This is a genomic window from Polynucleobacter sp. MG-Unter2-18 (assembly GCF_018687675.1).
Taxonomy (GTDB): Bacteria; Pseudomonadota; Gammaproteobacteria; order Burkholderiales; family Burkholderiaceae; genus Polynucleobacter.
Genome location: NZ_CP061302.1, coordinates 1,856,494 through 1,874,006, shown reverse-complemented (window position 1 = coordinate 1,874,006; position 17,513 = coordinate 1,856,494). Strand labels below are relative to the sequence as shown.

The following is a 17,513-nucleotide window of genomic DNA, read 5'->3' as shown; positions in this document are numbered from 1 at the left end:
GTTCAAAATGTTAACTTGGATGAAACGACTCCTAGCTGGAAGCGCAATGGCCTTGGCTATTGGCGCAACTAGCGTGATGGTAGCTTCACCAGCTTTTGCTGATGAAGCAAAGCCAGTAGCTGCAGCAGCAGCGGCGGCAGTTGCAGCCGCTCCTGCCTTGATTCCTAATAAGGCTGATACAGCTTGGTTACTAGTGTGTACTGCATTGGTAATCTTGATGACATTGCCTGGTTTGGCTTTGTTCTACGGTGGTTTAACACGTAGCAAAAACATTCTTTCTGTACTTGTACAGTGTATGTTTATCTTTTCATTGGTGACTGTTTTATGGTCTCTTTATGGATATAGCTTTGCATTTAGTGAAGGCGGTGCATTCATTGGCGGGTTAGATCGCTTGTTCTTGCAAGGCATGACTCCAGACTCAGTTGCAGCTACCTTTAGTAAGGGTGTTGTTATTCCTGAGTTTGTATTTATGGCTTTCCAAGCTGCATTCGCTACCATTACCTGCTGCTTGATCGTAGGCGCATTTGCTGAGCGTGCTAAGTTTTCTGCAATCGTGTTGTTTGTAATTCTTTGGTTCACTTTCAGCTACTTGCCAATCGCTCACATGGTTTGGTTCTGGCCTGGTCCTGATGACATCAAAGATGCAGCATCACTTGAGGCAATCACAGCTCGTGCTGGTTGGTTGTGGCAGAAAGGTGTTCTTGACTTTGCTGGCGGTACCGTTGTTCACATCAACGCTGCGATTGCAGGTTTGGTAGGTTCATTCGTAGTCGGCAAACGTTTGGGTTATGGCAAAGAAGCAATGAAGCCACACAACCTAGTGTTTGTAATGATTGGTGCCTCACTCCTGTGGTTCGGTTGGTTTGGTTTCAATGCGGGTTCTGCTCTCGAAGCAAACGGTAGTGCAGTCTTAGCATTCGTAAACACATTGTTGGCAACAGCTGCCGCAGTATTGGGTTGGTCATTTGCTGAGTGGATTACCAAAGGTAAGCCTTCTATGTTGGGCGCTGCATCTGGTTGCGTAGCCGGTTTAGTTGCAATTACTCCAGCTGCTGGTTTTGTTGGCCCGATGGGTGCACTCGTTATCGGCGTTCTTGCCGGTGTAGTTTGCTTGTGGGGTGTCTCTGGTCTCAAGAAGATGTTGGGTTCAGATGACAGCTTGGACGTATTTGGTGTGCACGGCGTTGGCGGTATCTTGGGCGCTTTGTTAACCGGTGTGTTCGCAGACCCAGCTTTAGGTGGAACAGGTATTTGGGATTATGTAGCGAATGCTGCAGCCCCTGATTACTCCATCGCTAGCCAGTTGTGGATTCAGAGTCAGGGCGTAATCGTGACCTTAATTTGGTCTGGCATAGTTTCTTATATCGCCTTCAAATTGGTTGATATCGTGGTTGGCCTGCGCGTTAAAGAAGATGAAGAGCGCGAAGGTTTGGATATCAGCTCTCACGGTGAGTCTGCTTACGAGTCTTAATCAGCTGTTTTACCCCTCACCGGGTGGCTTTTGTTAGCTGCCCGGTTTTTAAGCGCGGGATCCTCGGATTCCGCGTCTTTCTTTTAAAAAATCTTACAATGGTGAAATGGTTCCACATCTCATCACTGCCCTTAGCGGCCCTCTTCTCGATCTTGAGTCGAAGGTATTAGAAGCAACTCCAACGATTGAGCGCTGGTTCAGGCTTGAATGGCAAGAGCACACTCCGCCGTTTTACTGTTCAGTTGACTTACGTAACGCGGGCTTTAAGCTTGCACCAGTTGATACCAATCTCTTCCCAGGTGGTTTTAACAACCTCTCACCTCAAATGTTGCCTTTAGCAGTTCAGGCAGCAATGGCAGCAATCGAGAAGATTTGTCCTGAGGCAAAAAATTTACTATTGATACCTGAGCGACACACTCGTAATACCTTCTACTTACAGAACATTGCACGTTTATCTTCGATCTTGCGTCAATCAGGTCTTAATGTCCGCTTAGGCACTTTGTCTGATGAAATTAAAAAGCCGACTTGGATTGACTTGCCCGATGGCAACCGCCTCTTGATGGAGCCTTTGTCTCGTTTGGGTTTGAAAAAGCAGCGTCTTGGTTTAAAAGATTTCGACCCTTGCTCAATTTTGCTGAACAATGATTTATCAGCAGGCATTCCTCCGATCTTAGAAAATCTGCATGAGCAGTATCTCTTGCCGGGTCTGCATGCTGGCTGGCACGTCCGCCGAAAGTCGAAACACTTTGCGGCTTACGATGAGGTCGCTAAGAAGTTTGCGAAGGTCGTCGATATTGATCCTTGGATGATCAATCCTTACTTTGCAAGCTGCTCTGATGTGAACTTTCATGAGCGTAGGGGTGAAGAAGAATTACAAGCTGCAGTCGAGAAAGTTTTAAAGAAGACTGCCAAGAAATACCGTGAGTACGGTATTAAAGAAAAACCATACGTTGTAGTTAAAGCGGATGCTGGAACATACGGTATGGGTGTGATGGTAGTGAATGATCCTGCTCAGCTCAAAGACCTGAATCGAAAAGACCGCAACAAGATGAGTGTTGTAAAAGAGGGTCTTGAGGTCAGTGATGTCTTGATTCAAGAAGGCGTGTATACCTTTGAGAAGGTCAATGAAGCTGTTGCTGAGCCAGTGGTGTATATGATCGATCGCTATGTGATTGGTGGCTTCTATCGAGTGCATACTGACCGCGGCCCTGATGAGAATTTGAACGCTCCAGGTATGCATTTTGTACCTTTGGCATTTGAGCAAAATTCCATCCCAGATTTAGGCGCAAAGCCTGGTAGCGCACCGCCAAATCGTTTTTATCTATATGGCGTTGTCGCTCGTCTAGCCTTGCTGGCAGCCTCTCTGGAGCTAGAGCGCTCTGATCCTAATGCTGAAGCTGCTTAATTTATTCGGATACTGACATGAACCTGCTTTTCATTGCGGATCCTTTGGAGTCTTTCAAGATTAGTAAAGATTCCACTTTAGCAATGATGCGAGTTGCGCAAGAAGCGGGTCATCAACTTTGGTTTTGCGAAAGTCGCAATATCCTCTGGAGAAATAATTTTGTAGTGGCAGATTGCCAGTCTCTCGACATCAAACCAAGCGGCACTACATGGTTTGAATTGGGCTCTGTAGAAGATCGCCCACTAAATACCTTCAGCGCAGTCATGATGCGTACTGATCCGCCATTTGATATTGAATATCTTAATACCACCTGGTTACTATCTGCAGCGGTTCGACAGGGTGCAAAAGTATTTAATAATCCAACCGCTATTCGGGATCACTCTGAAAAGATATCCATCACCGAGTTTCCCGAACTCATTCCACCAACTTTAGTAACGCGTGAACTCAGCGCGATTGAGGTGTTTCATCAAGAGCATCAAGACATTGTGATTAAGCCCTTGGACGGTATGGGTGGTATGGGTGTATTCCGCGTTGGGCCAGATGCTTTAAATCTGGCCAGTATTGTTGAGACGCTAGGTGAGAATGGCGCACGTACTTTGATGGTGCAAAGATTCTTACCGGAGATTATGCAAGGCGATAAACGGGTGTTGCTGATTGACGGTGAAGTAGTGCCCTTCTCATTAGCGCGCATTCCTCAGGGTAGTGAAATCCGTGGCAATTTGGCTGCTGGAGGTAAGGGAGTGGCAATGCCACTAACGGATGCTGAGATCAAAGTTGCGGAGCGCTTAGCCCCTATTTTGAATGCTCGGGGCTTATTCTTGGTAGGATTGGATTTAATTGGCGCATACGTCACAGAAATTAATGTGACTAGTCCGACCTGTTTTGTAGAAATTACTGAGCAAAGTGGATTTGATGTCCCAAAATTTTGGTTAACCGCGCTTGAAAAGGCATTGGCATAAACATGGTTGGAATTGTCATAGTTGCCCACACCCCGGTTGCAAGTGCAATGCTTGGTTTTGCTGAGCATGCTTTCGGTGTGGTACCAGAGAGAGTGAGGGCTGTCGATGTTCCGCCCTACGAAGATATCAAAGTCAGTTTCGATCGGGTCCTAAAAGCGGCCTATGGAGTAAATTCAGGTCAGGGTGTTTTAATTTTGACTGATGTGATGGGTGCCACCCCAGCTAATGTAGCCTCTAAGCTTGAAGCTTTGGGCCCACTTTCGGGTTTGAATGCCCCCGTAGTTGTTTTGGCGGGCCTCAATTTACCCATGTTAATGCGATGCATCTCCCATCGTGGCGAGGGCTTGGAAGAATTGGCTCATAAGGCACTTCAAGGTGGCCAAAATGGCATTCTGCGTTTAGGTTCCAAAACCCCGCAAACTACTTCAGAAAAATAGGATTCGATATGCCAGTTACTGAAATCGAAATTATTAATAAGTTGGGCTTACACGCACGAGCATCAGCCAAGCTATCTCAGCTTGCCGCTGAGTTTCCTTGCGAAATATTCTTGTCCCGTAATGGTCGTCAAATCAACGCTAAAAGTATTATGGGTGTCATGATGCTGGCCGCTGGGATTGGAAGTACGGTCACCCTAGAAACTGTTGGGGAAAAGGAAGATGAGGCAATGCAGGCTTTAACTGCGCTAATCAATGATCGATTTGGCGAGGGCGAATAAGGATGACTTTTGCTTTGCACGGAATAGCAGTCTCTAAGGGCATTGCCATTGGGAAGGCTGTACTGATATCACGTGCTGCATTAGAGGTTAGTCATTATTTGATTGAAGCAGGCAAAGAAGAGGACGAGGCTCAAAAATTATTAGATGCTTTTGAGCAGGTGCGTCAGGAATTAGAGCAATTACGTCAAGGCTTACCTAAAGATGCGCCACAAGAAATGGCCGCGTTTTTAGATGTTCACGGCATGATCTTGGCTGATCCCGCTCTAGCCGAGAAACCTATCAAATTAATTCGTACTCAGAGGTTAAACGCCGCTTGGGCTTTAACAACAGAGCTAAATGATCTTTTAGAACAGTTTGCAGATATTGAGGATGCCTATTTAAAAGAGCGTGCTAACGATATTCGTCAGGTAGCAGAGCGTGTAATCAAGGCCTTGAATGCCCAGAAAAAAGACTCTTTAAATGATGATGATTTTTTGCCTGCAAGCGATATCGGCGTTGAGTCAATTATTGTTGCCCACGATATTGCCCCTCATGACATGCTGCGTTTCAAAGACCATGCCTTTACAGGGTTTGTAACCGATCTTGGCGGTAAGACCTCTCATACGGCTATTGTTGCGCGCAGCATGGAAATTCCGGCAGTCGTCGGTGTGCGACATGCCAGTGAAATGATTCGTCATGGTGATTGGCTGATATTGGATGGAGAGCATGGGGTTGTCGTTGTTGCGCCCGATGAACAACTGCTTGCTGAGTATCGGAAGCTACAGGCTCAAGCTTTAAAAGAGGCTCGCAAGCTAAGGCAGTTAAAGCATTCAAAAACAGAAACAACTGATCGTGTCGAGATTGAGTTATTTGCCAATATTGAATTGCCCGAAGATGCAATTCAGGCAGTGAAGTTGGGTGCAGTGGGCGTTGGTTTATTCCGCTCCGAATTTTTATTTATGGATCGCAAGCAAGCCCTACCTGATGAAGAGCAGCAGTACCAAGAATATCGTCGCGTTGTCGATTTAATGCATGGTCTACCTGTCAATATTAGAACCATTGATGTTGGCGCTGACAAGGCCTTAGGTGGAGGCGGTGATGTTTCTCAAACTGGTGCATCACCACTTGGATTGCGAGCGATTCGCTGGTCTTTGACAGAGCCTGAAATATTTTTAACACAACTCAGAGCGATTTTGCGAGCATCGGCCCATGGTCAAGCGCGTATCATGATTCCGATGCTGGCTCATGCTAAGGAAATCGATGAAACATTTAGATTGATTGAAAAAGCAAAGCAGCAATTGCATCAGCGTGGCAAGGCATTCAATCCGAATATTCAAGTTGGCGCAATGATTGAAATTCCGGCGGCTGCCCTGATGCTACCGTTATTTATCAATAGATTTGATTTTCTTTCTATTGGTACGAATGATTTAATTCAGTACACCTTGGCAATTGATCGCGCAGATCATGCTGTAGCGCACTTATACGATCCTTTGCATCCGGCCATTCTGAATTTACTGTCCAGCATCATCGATCAAGCCAAGCGCGCCGATGTGCCAGTTGCTATTTGCGGCGAGATGGCTGGCGATCCTGCTTTAACAAAACTATTGCTCGCCTTTGGACTGACTGATTTCTCTATGCACTTCAGTCAACTATTGTTAGTCAAGCGCGAGATATTAAAAGCAAATGTAGGACTATTAAAGACTCGCGCCCCTCGAGTTCTTCGTGCCTATGAACCCGAAGAGCAGGCCAAAGCCTTGGAGTATTTACTTTCTTAACTCTTTAGTTTTGGGGGCCGCAAACCTTACATGCGGCATTTCGAGCCACACGAATCTCATCAATCTGAGTATTCATGGCATTCCACAGCAACATTCTTCCAACTAGAGGCTGGCCAAAGCCAATCAATACTTGAAGTGCTTGGGCTGCTTGCATCGCACCAATAATGCCAACGAGAGGGGAGAAGATGCCCATACTGGCACAGCTGACTTCTTCAAACTGTTCATCTGGAGAAAAAAGGCAGGCGTAGCAGGGCGATGCTTTGCTACGAAAATCAAAGACACTGAGTTGACCATCAAATTTAAGGGCAGATCCAGAGACGAGCGGAATCTGGTGAATAAAACAGGCTTTATTGATCAGTTGGCGAGCAGCAAAGTTATCCGTGCAATCTAAAACGAGATGAGCTGTCGGTAATAGTCTATCTAGTAAGTCTTCCGAAGCCTTTTCTGCGATTGCGTTAATCGTAAGGGCAGGGTTCAGGCTTTGTAAAAATTGTTTTCCGGACTCCACCTTGGTTTTACCAATTGAGTTCTGAGTATGCATGATTTGTCGCTGCAAATTAGTGAGCTCAACTTGGTCATGATCAACTAGTGTGATTTTTCCGACTCCAGCTGCAGCTAAATAAGGAGCAGCAGCGCTTCCTAGTCCACCAGCACCAATGATAAAGACGTGCGAGCCAAGAAGCTTTTCTTGGCCAGCAACATCAATTTCTTCTAGTAGCAAATGCCGCGAGTAGCGAAGCAGCTGCTCATCATTCATATATATGCCTAATGCTGGAACTTACTCTAGCTTGGAGGCCGAGCGTTTTACAGGCTCACCATTGATGAATGCGACTGCCTGAGTCAGCATGAAGTCATCTGCACCACCCAGCTCGACAGGCTTCTTCGACTTTTCTTTTTCTTTCTCTTCAGGAGTCTTCTTGGCATTTTTTTCTTCAATGCGCTGCAACTCTTCTAACCGACGTTTTTCTCGTTCAGAGGCTAGTTTTTCTTCTGAAGATTGCTTGTTGCGCAAATGCTTCTCGCTATCGATCTCACGAGTGATCAATACATCATCAGGATCACCATCTTTGTTTTGATCTACTGCGATATCGGGTTTGATGCCATAAGCTTGAATAGATTTACCACTTGGTGTGTAGTAGTACGCCGTAGTGATTTTCAATGCTGAGTCATTGGTCAACGGGCGAACTGTTTGTACGGAGCCCTTACCGAAAGTCGTTTTACCAATAATGGTTGCACGTTTGTAATCTTGTAATGCGCCAGCCACAATTTCAGAAGCTGATGCTGAATAGGCATTCACTAAAACTACCATTGGTAATTTTTTATACATTGCTGGAACGCCAGCTAAAGGATCACCAGGCTCACTGAGACGGTACATCGCCGGTGTCGCATTAAATACCTGCTTAGAGTCGACTGTCTGACCTTTAGTAGAGACGATGACAGCATCTGCTGGCAAGAAAGCAGCGGCAACACCAACTGCACCTTGTAGTAAGCCGCCGCCATTGTTTCTGAGATCAAGAATGATGCCCTTCATTTTAGGATCTTGATTTGCAAGCTCAGTTAATTTCTTGGCAAGATCAGGAATGGTGCGCTCTTGAAAACTCGTTACTCTTACCCAAGCGATATTGTTATCCAAAATTTTGGCTTTGACCGATTGCACTTTAATTTCAGCGCGGGTAATGGTCACTGGAAAACTGCGCTCTTCGCTCTTACGGAAGACGGTCAAGGTAATTTTTGTGCCTGGTGTACCGCGCATAGTGCGCACTGCTTTATCTAGTGACATCCCACGAACTGGTTTGTCATCTAAGCGAGTAATGAGATCACCAGCTTGCAAGCCAGCACGTGCAGCAGGACTATCTTCAATCGGATTAAGTACCTTAACAACGCCATCTTCTGAGGTGATTTCAATACCAAGGCCAGCAAACTTACCGCTGGTTTGCTCTTGCATTTCAGAGAAGTCTTTTTTATCAAGATAGGTGGAGTGAGGATCAAGACTGCTCACCATGCCCTTGACTGCATCAGTTAGTAATTGTTTATCTTCGATTGGCTCAACATACTCACGCTTGATTTGCGCAAAGACATTCGACAGTGTGCGCAACTCATCTAAAGGCAGTGTCGTACCCTGTTGAGCTGTAGCTGAAAGCTGGATGGTGGCTGCAACCCCGGCGATGAGGCCGACAGAGACTAGGGCAAAGTTCTTGAAAAATACGCGCATATTTCTGTTTTACCTTAATCCAAATAAAAATGCTGAATAGGTTTGAGATTGTCATCGAGCTCATAAACCAGCGGGATGCCATTGGGGACATTGATTTCCATAATGTCTGTATCGGAAACCTGGTCGAGATACTTAATTAAAGAGCGAATGCTATTACCGTGTGCGACGAGCAATACGCGCTTACCTGCTTTGAGGGCGGGAGCGATCGATTCATTCCACAGTGGTAATACACGCTCGACATTGTCCTTAAGGCACTCCCCCAAGGGAACATCAGAATCATTGAGTTTTGCATAACGCGGATCATTTTGCGGATTACGCTCATCATCTTTTTCTAGGAGCGGTGGGCGTACATCGTAGGAGCGGCGCCAAATATGAACTTGTGCGTCCCCATACTGTTGGGCAGTTTCCGCTTTATTTAGTCCTGTGAGGGCGCCATAGTGACGCTCGTTCAGTCTCCAGCTGTGCACTACTGGTAGCCACATAAGATCCATAGTATCTTGAACATGCCATAGGGTACGAATCGCTCTTCTGAGTACTGAGGTGTACGCTACATCAAATTCATAGCCAGCTTTGCGGAGGTTTTCACCTGCAGCAAGGGCCTGTTCGGTGCCCTTGGGGGTTAAGTCAACGTCCGCCCAGCCAGTAAAGCGGTTTTCAAGGTTCCAGGCGGATTCGCCATGACGAATAAGGACAAGTTGTTTCATAGAGCCATTCTATAATCCGGTGATGAACTTTCTTACACAAATTGATAATTTAGCGCTGATTGCCCTCCTACTGGTTACGGGCTCAGCACTCTTCTTTCCTACATTATCTACGCTTATTAGCGGAAAAGGCTTATCTCCTACAGAAGCGACTATTTGGATAAACCGTCGCAAAGCAGCCGTTTTGGACTTGCGTCCAGCATCCGATTTTAAGATTGGCCATCTACCAGGATCAAAGCACATTTTGGCTGAGCAAATTCCATCTGGGATCGACAAGCTCAAACTGGATCGTAACAATCCCATTATTTTGGTCTGTCAGTCTGGTGCGAATGCTCGCAAGCTTGTCCCAGAGCTGAATAAGCTAGGGTTCCCAGAAGTTGCAGTCCTAGATGGCGGCGTTCAAGCTTGGCAAGCCTCAGCCTTGCCATTAGTTAAATAATTTAGCGAGTCTCAGATATGCCACCAGTCACGATGTATAGCACTCAAGTTTGTCCGTATTGCGTTATGGCAGAGAAGCTTCTGCATAAGAAGGGCGTTGCCAATTTAGAGAAGATTTTGATTGATCGGGACCCTGCACAGCGCGAGATCATGATGACTCGCACTGGTCGACGCACAGTGCCACAAATTTACATTGGTGAGACCCATGTTGGCGGTTATGACGACCTGGTTGCCTTAGACCGCGCTGGCCAACTTGATCCATTATTAGTTTAAAAATTTACACAGAAAGTTTCCATGACCGAACAAACTACTTCCGCTCCAGATGCAGTTGATAATTCAAAAGAGCCTGGTTTTCGTATTCAACGGATCTATCTCAAAGATTTATCTTTAGAGCAACCAAATGCCCCCCAAATTTTATTGGTTGCGGCAGAGCCTCAAATTGAGGTTGAAGTTGATGTTGCAGTTACTCGCTTGAGTGATGAAATTTTTGAGGTTGCCTTAATTGCAACAGTAACCGCTAAGGTGGAGAGCAAAGTGCTCTTCTTGGTTGAAGCAAAACAAGCGGGTGTTTTTGAATTTAGTAATATTCCTGCAGAGCAAATTGATCCAATGTTAGGTATTGCTTGCCCAACAATTTTGTATCCGTATCTGCGCTCAAATATTGCTGACATCATTAGCCGCGCGGGTTTCCAGCCAATTCATTTGAATGAAATTAATTTCCACGGTATGTACGAGCATCGCCTGATGCAGGCTGCGCAAGCGGCAGCAGCGGATAGTAGCTCAGCCGATGAAAGCAAAATCATTCTTCCTCACTAAGCTGGCTTTTAAAGCCCACAGATCATGAAAGTGACGCTGCTTGGAGCTGGTTCATGGGGTACGGCTATGGCAGCGCAAGCTGCACGCCATCTTCAACCGGGCGACGTTTGTCTATGGTCTCGAAGCGTTGAGCAAATTGAAGGTATGCAGCACTCAGGTGTAAACACAGCCTATTTGCCTGGTGTCGTCCTGCCTAAGGGTTTGCAATTGGAGGTGAGTTTTGAGCGGGCCATCGAACGCCTTTCTGAAAATGATCTTTTGATAATTGCTACCCCGATGTCCGGTTTATCAGAAACAGTAGCGCAGGTATTGCGCCTCGCAAAACATCCGCTCAATATCGTTTGGCTTTGCAAGGGTTTAGAGCCTAGCACTACCTTATTGCCGCACCAAGTAGTGGAACGCGAAGATCAACTACACAGTCATGGCATTCCTCATTCTTATGGCGCTCTATCAGGACCTAGTTTTGCGCAAGAAGTTGCTAATGGTATGCCTTGCGCATTAACCGTCGCTAGTCAATCCAATACCTTGTGTGACATTGTTCAAAGCGCCTTCCACCATGGCAATATGCGCATCTATGCAAGCGATGATTTAGTGGGTGTCGAATTAGGTGGCGCTGTTAAAAACGTTTTAGCGATTGCAGCGGGTATTGGTGATGGCTTGGATCTTGGCTTAAATGCACGTGCTGCAGTATTAACTCGTGGCCTTGCAGAAATGATGCGTTTAGTAAAAGCGGCTGGTGGTAGACCAGAGACCTGTATGGGCCTAACCGGTGTAGGCGATTTGATCTTGACGGCTACTGGCGATCTCTCTCGTAATCGTCGTGTTGGCTTAGCGCTTGCAGCAGGAAAACCGTTGCCTGAAATTTTGGATAACTTAGGGCATGTTGCTGAGGGCGTCTTATGTGCCTCAGCTGTTGGTAAACTCGCTGCGCGTTTGGGTGTCGAGATGCCAATTACTGCCATGATGGGTGAAGTCTTATCTGGAAAGCTTTCACCACATGAAGCAGTAAAAAAACTGATGGGGCGCGACCCTAAGCTGGAAGTCTAAGCTCTTAACTTCCGCCCAGTAGGCCATTTTGGCGCCAAGCTTCATAAACTACGATCGCCACTGTATTCGAGAGATTTAAACTACGACTGCTATCTTGCATTGCTAGGCGCATTTGATTGGGTGTTGGAATCGAACTTCTCACTTCTTCAGTAATACCTTTGGTTTCTGAACCAAAAACAAAATAATCTTCCGGTAAATATTTGCCATCATGAAACTTGCCAGATCCCTTGGTGGTTAAGGCAAAAATATGTTCCGGCTGAGGTTGTTCATCAGCCAAAAATTGTGCCCAGTTTTGATGAACTTTTACTTTAGCAAACTCGTGATAGTCCAGGCCAGCTCTACGGAGTTTGGCATCTTCCATCGGAAAGCCGAGTGGCTCGATGAGATGCAGCCTTGCGCCCGTATTTGCACACAGGCGAATAATATTGCCCGTGTTGGGTGGAATTTCTGGTTCGAATAAAACGATATTAAACATGTGCTGAGCTTTATATTACATTCTTGAGGCTGGGTACAACGTTCGTAAAAGAACCCAATTGGTAACACGAGATACCCCATTGTCCTTCAATACGCGAGCGATTTCATTTAAGGTTGCACCACTAGTCATGACATCGTCAAACACAATGACGCTTGCGGATTCTAGTTGGCCTTGAAATTGAGGGTTGATATAGAACATGTCTCGAATAGCCATTTGACGATTTGCACGATTCTCTTTGGCCTGATGCTGGGTATGGTGATAGCGTCTTAAGATGTGTGGGTTCTTATGGATATTTTTGCCACAATCAATCCGCCTAGCTAATTCCCAGCTTTGATTAAAGCCGCGAGAACACAATTTTTCTGGACTCAGCGGCACTGGTAGTAAATAGTCTGCTTCAAAATTATTTAAGCTTCGAGTCATCAGCTGATTCCATGCTGATACCAATCCCTGTGCGCAAGCAAGTCGTCGCTGATATTTAAATAGATGCAAGGCAGACTGTAATCTACCCTCGTATCGATCAAGACAATAAGTTTCATCAAAGTAGGGCGGGTTAGCAATGCACTCTTTGCATTTATTTTCTGTTAGCTCACCAACTTCAAGAGTGCGACCGCATTGCTGACAGCATTCGTAATTGAATAGCTGATCTGATTCTAATTGGATGAGGCAATCAAGGCAGAGAGTGTGTCGCTGAAATGTACCGCAAACAATACAAGCGCTCGGTAGTATGTGAGAACAAATTACTTGGAAAATATTCTCTATTGGATGCATGGGTCGCTGAGTATACTGAGCCAATGACCCAATCAATCAGATGGCTTCAGGATGAAATTGCAACGCGCATGTTGCAAAAATTAGACATCGTGAAATTAGAACCAAAAGACATTTTGCTGATTCCAGATTTCACTGGGGTACATAGTTCTTTTCTGACAAAACGCTTTCCAGGAATTCGTTTTCACAGTGCACCCGAATGCGAGCTATCGGGTTTCAATTTATTTAAATTAAGAGTGACTCGTTTTTGGAATTCAAGAATGAAGTCGGCATCTATGGTTTCTCTCAATGATTACAAGAAAACAGGCCACCTTAAGCTTCCTAGTAATTCTGTAGATTTAGTGGTGAGCGTTCTCTTAATTCAGGATTTAGCTGACCCTAAGCATTTTTTGCAGGAGTGCCGGCGAGTACTCAAGGAAGGTGGATTACTAAGCTTTAGCTATCTGGGCCCAGATACTGCAAAAGAGCTCAGATCAGAGCACTTGGCACAGCAATTACCTATTCAAAATTTGGTTAGCCCTTGGGATATGCACGATATGGGTGATGCCCTACTCAGTGAGCGTTTTTCTGATCCCGTAATGGATATGGAGTTTTTGGGTTTGGATTACGACTCTGACAAGGTCCTACTGTCAGACGCAAGGGCTCTCAATTTAATTGGTTCTGACTATCAAAACACCATCCCAGCTACTCATTTGCCTCAAAAACTGACTTTAGAGGTGATTTATGGGCATGCCTGGGCTTTGGGTAAGAACCTCGCTAAGGTGCAAGATGATGTCGCTTATATTGATTTAAATCAAATAGGGCGCAAGACTAGGAGTGATTCTGATTAAGTGTAAGTGTTCACTATCTTTAAAACCATTGCCAAGATTGGGAGTGGCATAGTTAGTCCCGTTTGTTCTTGAGCCTAATTAACCCTATAATTGGTGCTAGTTGAATTGCTTGATACCGTTTTTTTTGAGCTTCCTGAGGGTGTATTTCTGCAGGAACTCATGACAATAAACAGAGAATAAGATGAATTTATTTGGAAAAGTCACTAGGGCTTCGCTCTATTTGGTAGCAGCCTTTGGCACTGCATTTGCACGTGCAGCAGAAGATATGCAGGGTGGTCCAGCTGTAAACCAGCTCAATTTTACTGCCCCAGCCACAAAAATCATGGCAGAGATTCACTGGTTACATTGGATGATGTTGATCATCTGTGCGCTTATTTTTGTGGGCGTATTTGGCGTGATGTTTTATTCCATTCTGAAGCACCGTAAATCTTTGGGTGCTAAATCCGCGTCATTTCACGAGAGCACTACTGTTGAGATTATTTGGACAGTGATTCCACTGTTGATTGTTATTGGTATGGCTTTGCCAGCAACCAAGACAGTGGTAGCAATGAAAGACACCACTAACTCTGACATCACTATTAAGACTACTGGCTATCAGTGGAAGTGGGGTTACGATTACATCAAAGGTGAAGGCGAAGGAATTAGTTTCTTATCTACTTTAGCTACTTCCCGTGAATCTATTAACAATCTTGCCCCAAAATCAAATACCTATTTGATGGAAGTGGACAACGAGATGGTTGTGCCAGTCGGTAAAAAGATTCGCATTATTACCACTGCAAATGATGTGATCCATGCCTGGGCAGTTCCAGCATTTGGCGTAAAGCAAGATGCAATTCCTGGTTTCGTTCGTGACACTTGGTTTCGTGCAGAAACAATTGGTACTTACCGTGGTCAATGCTCGGAGCTATGCGGAGCACAACATGCGTTTATGCCGATCGTAGTGAGAGTGGTTTCCCAAGAGGACTACACCAAATGGGTAGACGAGAAGAAAAAAGAAATGGGCTCGGCTTCTGATGACCCAACCAAGGTTTACACCATGGATGAGCAAAAGGACCGTGGTGCCAAGGTTTACGCAGCTAATTGCGCAGCATGCCATCAGCCAAATGGCAAGGGCGCGGGCGCTTTCCCAGCACTTGATGGAAGCAAAATGGTGCTTGGACCAAAAGCGGCTCAATACGACATCCTGATTAACGGCAAGGGTGCAATGCCAAAGTGGGCGGGCGTGATCTCTGACGGTGACATTGCCGCAGTAATGACCTACACCCGCAATGCATGGGGCAATAAAACGGGTGAAGTGATTCAGACCCAAGATATTGTTTCTGCGCGTGCTGGCAAGTAATTTTTAAGAATTTATACAGATCAAACTAAACCGGAGTAATCCATGAGCACCATTTCAACTACCCACGATCACGCACATGACCATGCGCATGATGACCATACGCCACATGGCTGGCGCCGTTGGTTGTTTGCAACTAACCATAAAGATATCGGTACGATGTACCTGATTTTCTCGTTTATCAGCTTACTGGCTGGTGGCGTGATGGCTTTGGGTATTCGTTTGGAGTTGTTCCAGCCGGGTCTGCAGTTTTTACGTCCAGAGTTTTTCAATCAGTTAACCACTATGCATGGTCTGGTAATGGTGTTCGGCGCCATCATGCCGGCCTTCGTTGGATTTGCGAACTGGATGATTCCTTTACAAATAGGCGCATCCGATATGGCTTTTGCTCGCATGAACAACTTTAGTTTTTGGATTTTGCCAGTAGCTGCTTGTTTATTGTTTGGTTCATTCTTAGCTCCTGGCGGTGCTCCTGCTGGCGGTTGGACTTTATATGCTCCACTGACATCACAAATGGGCCCAGGTTTAGATATGGCCATCTTTGCACTCCACTTGTTGGGCGCTTCTTCAATCATGGGCTCGATTAATATCATCGTGACCATCTTGAACATGCGTGCTCCTGGCTTGACTTTGATGAAGATGCCCATGTTCTGCTGGACATGGTTGATTACTGCTTACTTGTTAATCGCAGTTATGCCAGTGTTGGCAGGTGCGATCACCATGGTTTTGACGGATCGTCACTTCGGTACTTCTTTCTTCAATGCAGCTGGCGGTGGTGATCCAATTATGTTCCAGCATATTTTCTGGTTCTTTGGTCATCCAGAGGTTTACATCATGATTCTTCCGGCTTTCGGAATCGTGAGTGAAATTATTCCTGCTTTCTCAAGAAAAACTTTGTTTGGCTATAGCTCCATGGTTTATGCGACAGCATCCATTGCGATCTTGTCCTTCATTGTTTGGGCTCACCATATGTTTGCAACTGGCATGCCAGTTACTGGCCAGCTGTTCTTTATGTATGCCACGATGTTGATTGCAGTTCCAACCGGCGTAAAGATTTTCAACTGGGTTGCAACTATGTGGAAAGGTTCCATGACCTTTGAAACTCCAATGTTGTGGTCAGTCGGATTTATTTTCGTTTTCACAATGGGTGGCTTCACTGGATTGATTCTGGCGATGGCCCCAATTGATATTGGTTTGCAAGATACGTATTACGTTGTTGCGCACTTCCACTATGTTTTAGTAGCTGGTTCCTTGTTTGCGATGTTTGCTGGTTTCTACTACTGGTGTCCAAAGTGGACTGGCTACATGGCTAACGAAACTCGCGGCAATATCCACTTTTGGACTTCCATGATTTTCTTCAACATTACTTTCTTCCCAATGCACTTCCTGGGCTTAGCAGGTATGCCACGTCGTTATGCTGACTACCCAACGCAATTTGCTGACTTTAATACGATCGCATCTATTGGAGCACTCGGATTTGGTTTATCTCAGGTTTACTTCTTGCTGTTCGTTGTTCTGCCTGCTTATAACGGTAAGGGTGTAAAAGCTTCAATGAAGCCATGGGATGGTGCCAAAGGTTTGGAGTGGACAGTGCCATCACCAGCACCACACCATACATTTGAAACTCCTCCAACTACTGCAGAGTTAAATGCTGCAGGAATCTAAAGTAGCCGCACACAAATCCCAATCTGCCAGTAATCGCAGATTGGGGTTTATTCTTTTCAGTGTCGTTCTAGTGTTCTTTCTAGGCATCCTGATTAAACGGGGCTTATTAGGTTAAGCCAGCCGAATACTTATGTCTGCTATTGCCTCCATTAACCGCCAAATCTTGCTCAAGCTTTTGATAGCTTCAGTCATGATGTTTGGTTTTGGTTATGCACTAGTGCCAATGTATAAAGCCTTGTGTGAGGTGACTGGCATTAATGTGGTCACCAGCAAGAACGACTATGGGATTCGTGCCTATAGCGCAAATAAGGTTGGCAATACTCAGGTTGACTACTCCCGTAAGGTGACTATTGAGTTTGACTCCAATAGCCGCGGTTCCTTTACGTTTCGCCCAGTAAAGAACTTCTTGGAAGTGCATCCAGGAGAAATGACCGAGATTGTTTACGAGGTTACCAATAATTTAAGTCGCCCTGTTGAGGCTCAAGCTATTCCAAGTTATGCGCCTAAAAGCGCCATGGAGTTTTTCACCAAATTAGAGTGTTTTTGTTTTCAGCAGCAAACTTTGGCTCCTCATGAGATGAAGAAGATGCCAGTAGTGTTTGTTATTGATGCTGGATTGCCTGCTGATGTGAAAACAATTACTTTGTCCTATACCTTCTTTGAGTTGGGTGTTGGTCAACAGCCAGCAGGCTCAACAACACCGAAATCAAAAGTAGCATCATGAGTAAGAAAAGTTCATTTACGCAATCCATCATTGCGGTTTTATGGGCCTTTTTAGGTGTGCGTAAAAAATCAGGTTTGCAGGAAGATGTAGCTTCATTAAGTTTTGTCCACATTGTCATTGCGGGAGTTTTAGGTGCCTTGATTTTTATGGGCATCCTCCTTTTGATAGTTAAAGCAGTTGTGTCCCATTGATTATTTTTT

The 17,513-nt window shown here is 45.4% G+C and carries 21 protein-coding genes; 16 read left to right on the top strand and 5 right to left on the bottom strand.

Features of this window, described 5'->3' with window-relative positions; all coding sequences use genetic code 11:
- Positions 1-7 precede the first annotated feature (7 nt).
- The 6 genes from C2759_RS09780 (at position 8) to ptsP (ending at position 6,304) form a co-directional block, all read left to right on the top strand.
- A complete protein-coding gene (locus C2759_RS09780) occupies positions 8-1,471 on the top strand; it encodes an ammonium transporter (RefSeq protein WP_215355089.1) in 1,464 nt (487 codons plus the stop codon).
- A gap of 106 nt (positions 1,472-1,577) precedes the next feature.
- Positions 1,578-2,876: a glutamate--cysteine ligase gene (gene gshA / locus C2759_RS09775; protein WP_215355088.1), complete on the top strand. Its 1,299-nt coding sequence runs from the start codon at positions 1,578-1,580 to the stop codon at positions 2,874-2,876.
- Positions 2,877-2,893: 17 nt separating this feature from the next.
- Positions 2,894-3,835: a glutathione synthase gene (gene gshB / locus C2759_RS09770; protein ID WP_215355086.1), complete on the top strand. Its 942-nt coding sequence runs from the start codon at positions 2,894-2,896 to the stop codon at positions 3,833-3,835.
- A 2-nt stretch (positions 3,836-3,837) separates the two neighbouring features.
- Entirely contained in the window at positions 3,838-4,272 is a 435-nt protein-coding gene (locus C2759_RS09765) for a PTS sugar transporter subunit IIA (RefSeq protein ID WP_215355084.1), read from the top strand.
- An 8-nt stretch (positions 4,273-4,280) separates the two neighbouring features.
- Entirely contained in the window at positions 4,281-4,550 is a 270-nt protein-coding gene (locus tag C2759_RS09760; RefSeq protein WP_046330913.1) for an HPr family phosphocarrier protein, read from the top strand.
- Positions 4,551-4,552: 2 nt separating this feature from the next.
- Positions 4,553-6,304: a phosphoenolpyruvate--protein phosphotransferase gene (gene ptsP, locus C2759_RS09755; protein WP_215355082.1), complete on the top strand. Its 1,752-nt coding sequence runs from the start codon at positions 4,553-4,555 to the stop codon at positions 6,302-6,304.
- Between the two features lie 4 nt (positions 6,305-6,308).
- Here the strand turns inward: ptsP and C2759_RS09750 are convergent, their stop codons facing one another.
- From C2759_RS09750 to gpmA, 3 genes are read right to left on the bottom strand one after another with little or no spacing between them, the layout of a single operon-like run.
- Entirely contained in the window at positions 6,309-7,061 is a 753-nt protein-coding gene (locus C2759_RS09750; protein WP_215355081.1) for a molybdopterin-synthase adenylyltransferase MoeB, read from the bottom strand.
- A gap of 21 nt (positions 7,062-7,082) precedes the next feature.
- Entirely contained in the window at positions 7,083-8,516 is a 1,434-nt protein-coding gene (locus C2759_RS09745; RefSeq protein WP_215355079.1) for a S41 family peptidase, read from the bottom strand.
- A 14-nt stretch (positions 8,517-8,530) separates the two neighbouring features.
- Complete coding sequence (gene gpmA, locus C2759_RS09740) at positions 8,531-9,220, bottom strand: 2,3-diphosphoglycerate-dependent phosphoglycerate mutase (RefSeq protein ID WP_215355077.1); 690 nt, start codon at positions 9,218-9,220, stop codon at positions 8,531-8,533.
- Positions 9,221-9,242: 22 nt separating this feature from the next.
- Here gpmA and C2759_RS09735 point away from each other — a divergent pair, with 22 nt between their 5' ends.
- Genes C2759_RS09735 through C2759_RS09720 form a run of 4 tightly spaced genes read left to right on the top strand, consistent with a single transcriptional unit; the run spans position 9,243 to position 11,518 of the window.
- The gene (locus C2759_RS09735; RefSeq protein ID WP_215355075.1) at positions 9,243-9,656 is read left to right on the top strand and encodes a rhodanese-like domain-containing protein; all 414 of its coding nucleotides are present in this window, start codon (positions 9,243-9,245) and stop codon (positions 9,654-9,656) included.
- Positions 9,657-9,673: 17 nt separating this feature from the next.
- Complete coding sequence (gene grxC, locus C2759_RS09730; RefSeq protein ID WP_215355073.1) at positions 9,674-9,928, top strand: glutaredoxin 3; 255 nt, start codon at positions 9,674-9,676, stop codon at positions 9,926-9,928.
- A gap of 21 nt (positions 9,929-9,949) precedes the next feature.
- Entirely contained in the window at positions 9,950-10,471 is a 522-nt protein-coding gene (gene secB / locus C2759_RS09725; protein WP_215355071.1) for a protein-export chaperone SecB, read from the top strand.
- Between the two features lie 24 nt (positions 10,472-10,495).
- Positions 10,496-11,518: an NAD(P)H-dependent glycerol-3-phosphate dehydrogenase gene (locus C2759_RS09720; protein ID WP_215355069.1), complete on the top strand. Its 1,023-nt coding sequence runs from the start codon at positions 10,496-10,498 to the stop codon at positions 11,516-11,518.
- A 4-nt stretch (positions 11,519-11,522) separates the two neighbouring features.
- Here C2759_RS09720 and trmL read toward each other — a convergent pair whose 3' ends face one another.
- Both trmL and C2759_RS09710 read right to left on the bottom strand, forming a co-directional pair.
- Positions 11,523-11,993: a tRNA (uridine(34)/cytosine(34)/5-carboxymethylaminomethyluridine(34)-2'-O)-methyltransferase TrmL gene (trmL, locus tag C2759_RS09715; protein ID WP_215355067.1), complete on the bottom strand. Its 471-nt coding sequence runs from the start codon at positions 11,991-11,993 to the stop codon at positions 11,523-11,525.
- Between the two features lie 15 nt (positions 11,994-12,008).
- Positions 12,009-12,761, bottom strand: a complete 753-nt coding sequence (locus C2759_RS09710) for a ComF family protein (RefSeq protein ID WP_215355066.1) — start codon at positions 12,759-12,761, stop codon at positions 12,009-12,011.
- 23 nt (positions 12,762-12,784) lie between these two features.
- Between C2759_RS09710 and C2759_RS09705 the strand changes: the two genes are divergently transcribed.
- From C2759_RS09705 to C2759_RS09680, 6 genes are all read left to right on the top strand, one after another.
- The gene (locus C2759_RS09705) at positions 12,785-13,588 is read left to right on the top strand and encodes a class I SAM-dependent methyltransferase (RefSeq protein ID WP_251366962.1); all 804 of its coding nucleotides are present in this window, start codon (positions 12,785-12,787) and stop codon (positions 13,586-13,588) included.
- Between the two features lie 181 nt (positions 13,589-13,769).
- A complete protein-coding gene (coxB, locus tag C2759_RS09700; RefSeq protein ID WP_215355062.1) occupies positions 13,770-14,927 on the top strand; it encodes a cytochrome c oxidase subunit II in 1,158 nt (385 codons plus the stop codon).
- Between the two features lie 42 nt (positions 14,928-14,969).
- Positions 14,970-16,589 carry a cytochrome c oxidase subunit I gene (ctaD, locus tag C2759_RS09695; protein ID WP_215355060.1) on the top strand — a complete coding sequence of 540 codons (1,620 nt, stop codon included), beginning with the start codon at positions 14,970-14,972 and terminating at the stop codon, positions 16,587-16,589.
- The gene (locus C2759_RS09690) at positions 16,573-16,704 is read left to right on the top strand and encodes a cytochrome oxidase small assembly protein (RefSeq protein WP_215355058.1); all 132 of its coding nucleotides are present in this window, start codon (positions 16,573-16,575) and stop codon (positions 16,702-16,704) included. The genes ctaD and C2759_RS09690 overlap by 17 nt, the downstream gene beginning before the upstream one ends.
- 15 nt (positions 16,705-16,719) lie before the next feature.
- Positions 16,720-17,313: a cytochrome c oxidase assembly protein gene (locus C2759_RS09685; protein ID WP_215355056.1), complete on the top strand. Its 594-nt coding sequence runs from the start codon at positions 16,720-16,722 to the stop codon at positions 17,311-17,313.
- Complete coding sequence (locus C2759_RS09680; protein WP_371816907.1) at positions 17,310-17,504, top strand: DUF2970 domain-containing protein; 195 nt, start codon at positions 17,310-17,312, stop codon at positions 17,502-17,504. The genes C2759_RS09685 and C2759_RS09680 overlap by 4 nt, the downstream gene beginning before the upstream one ends.
- The last annotated feature ends 9 nt before the right edge of the window (positions 17,505-17,513 follow it).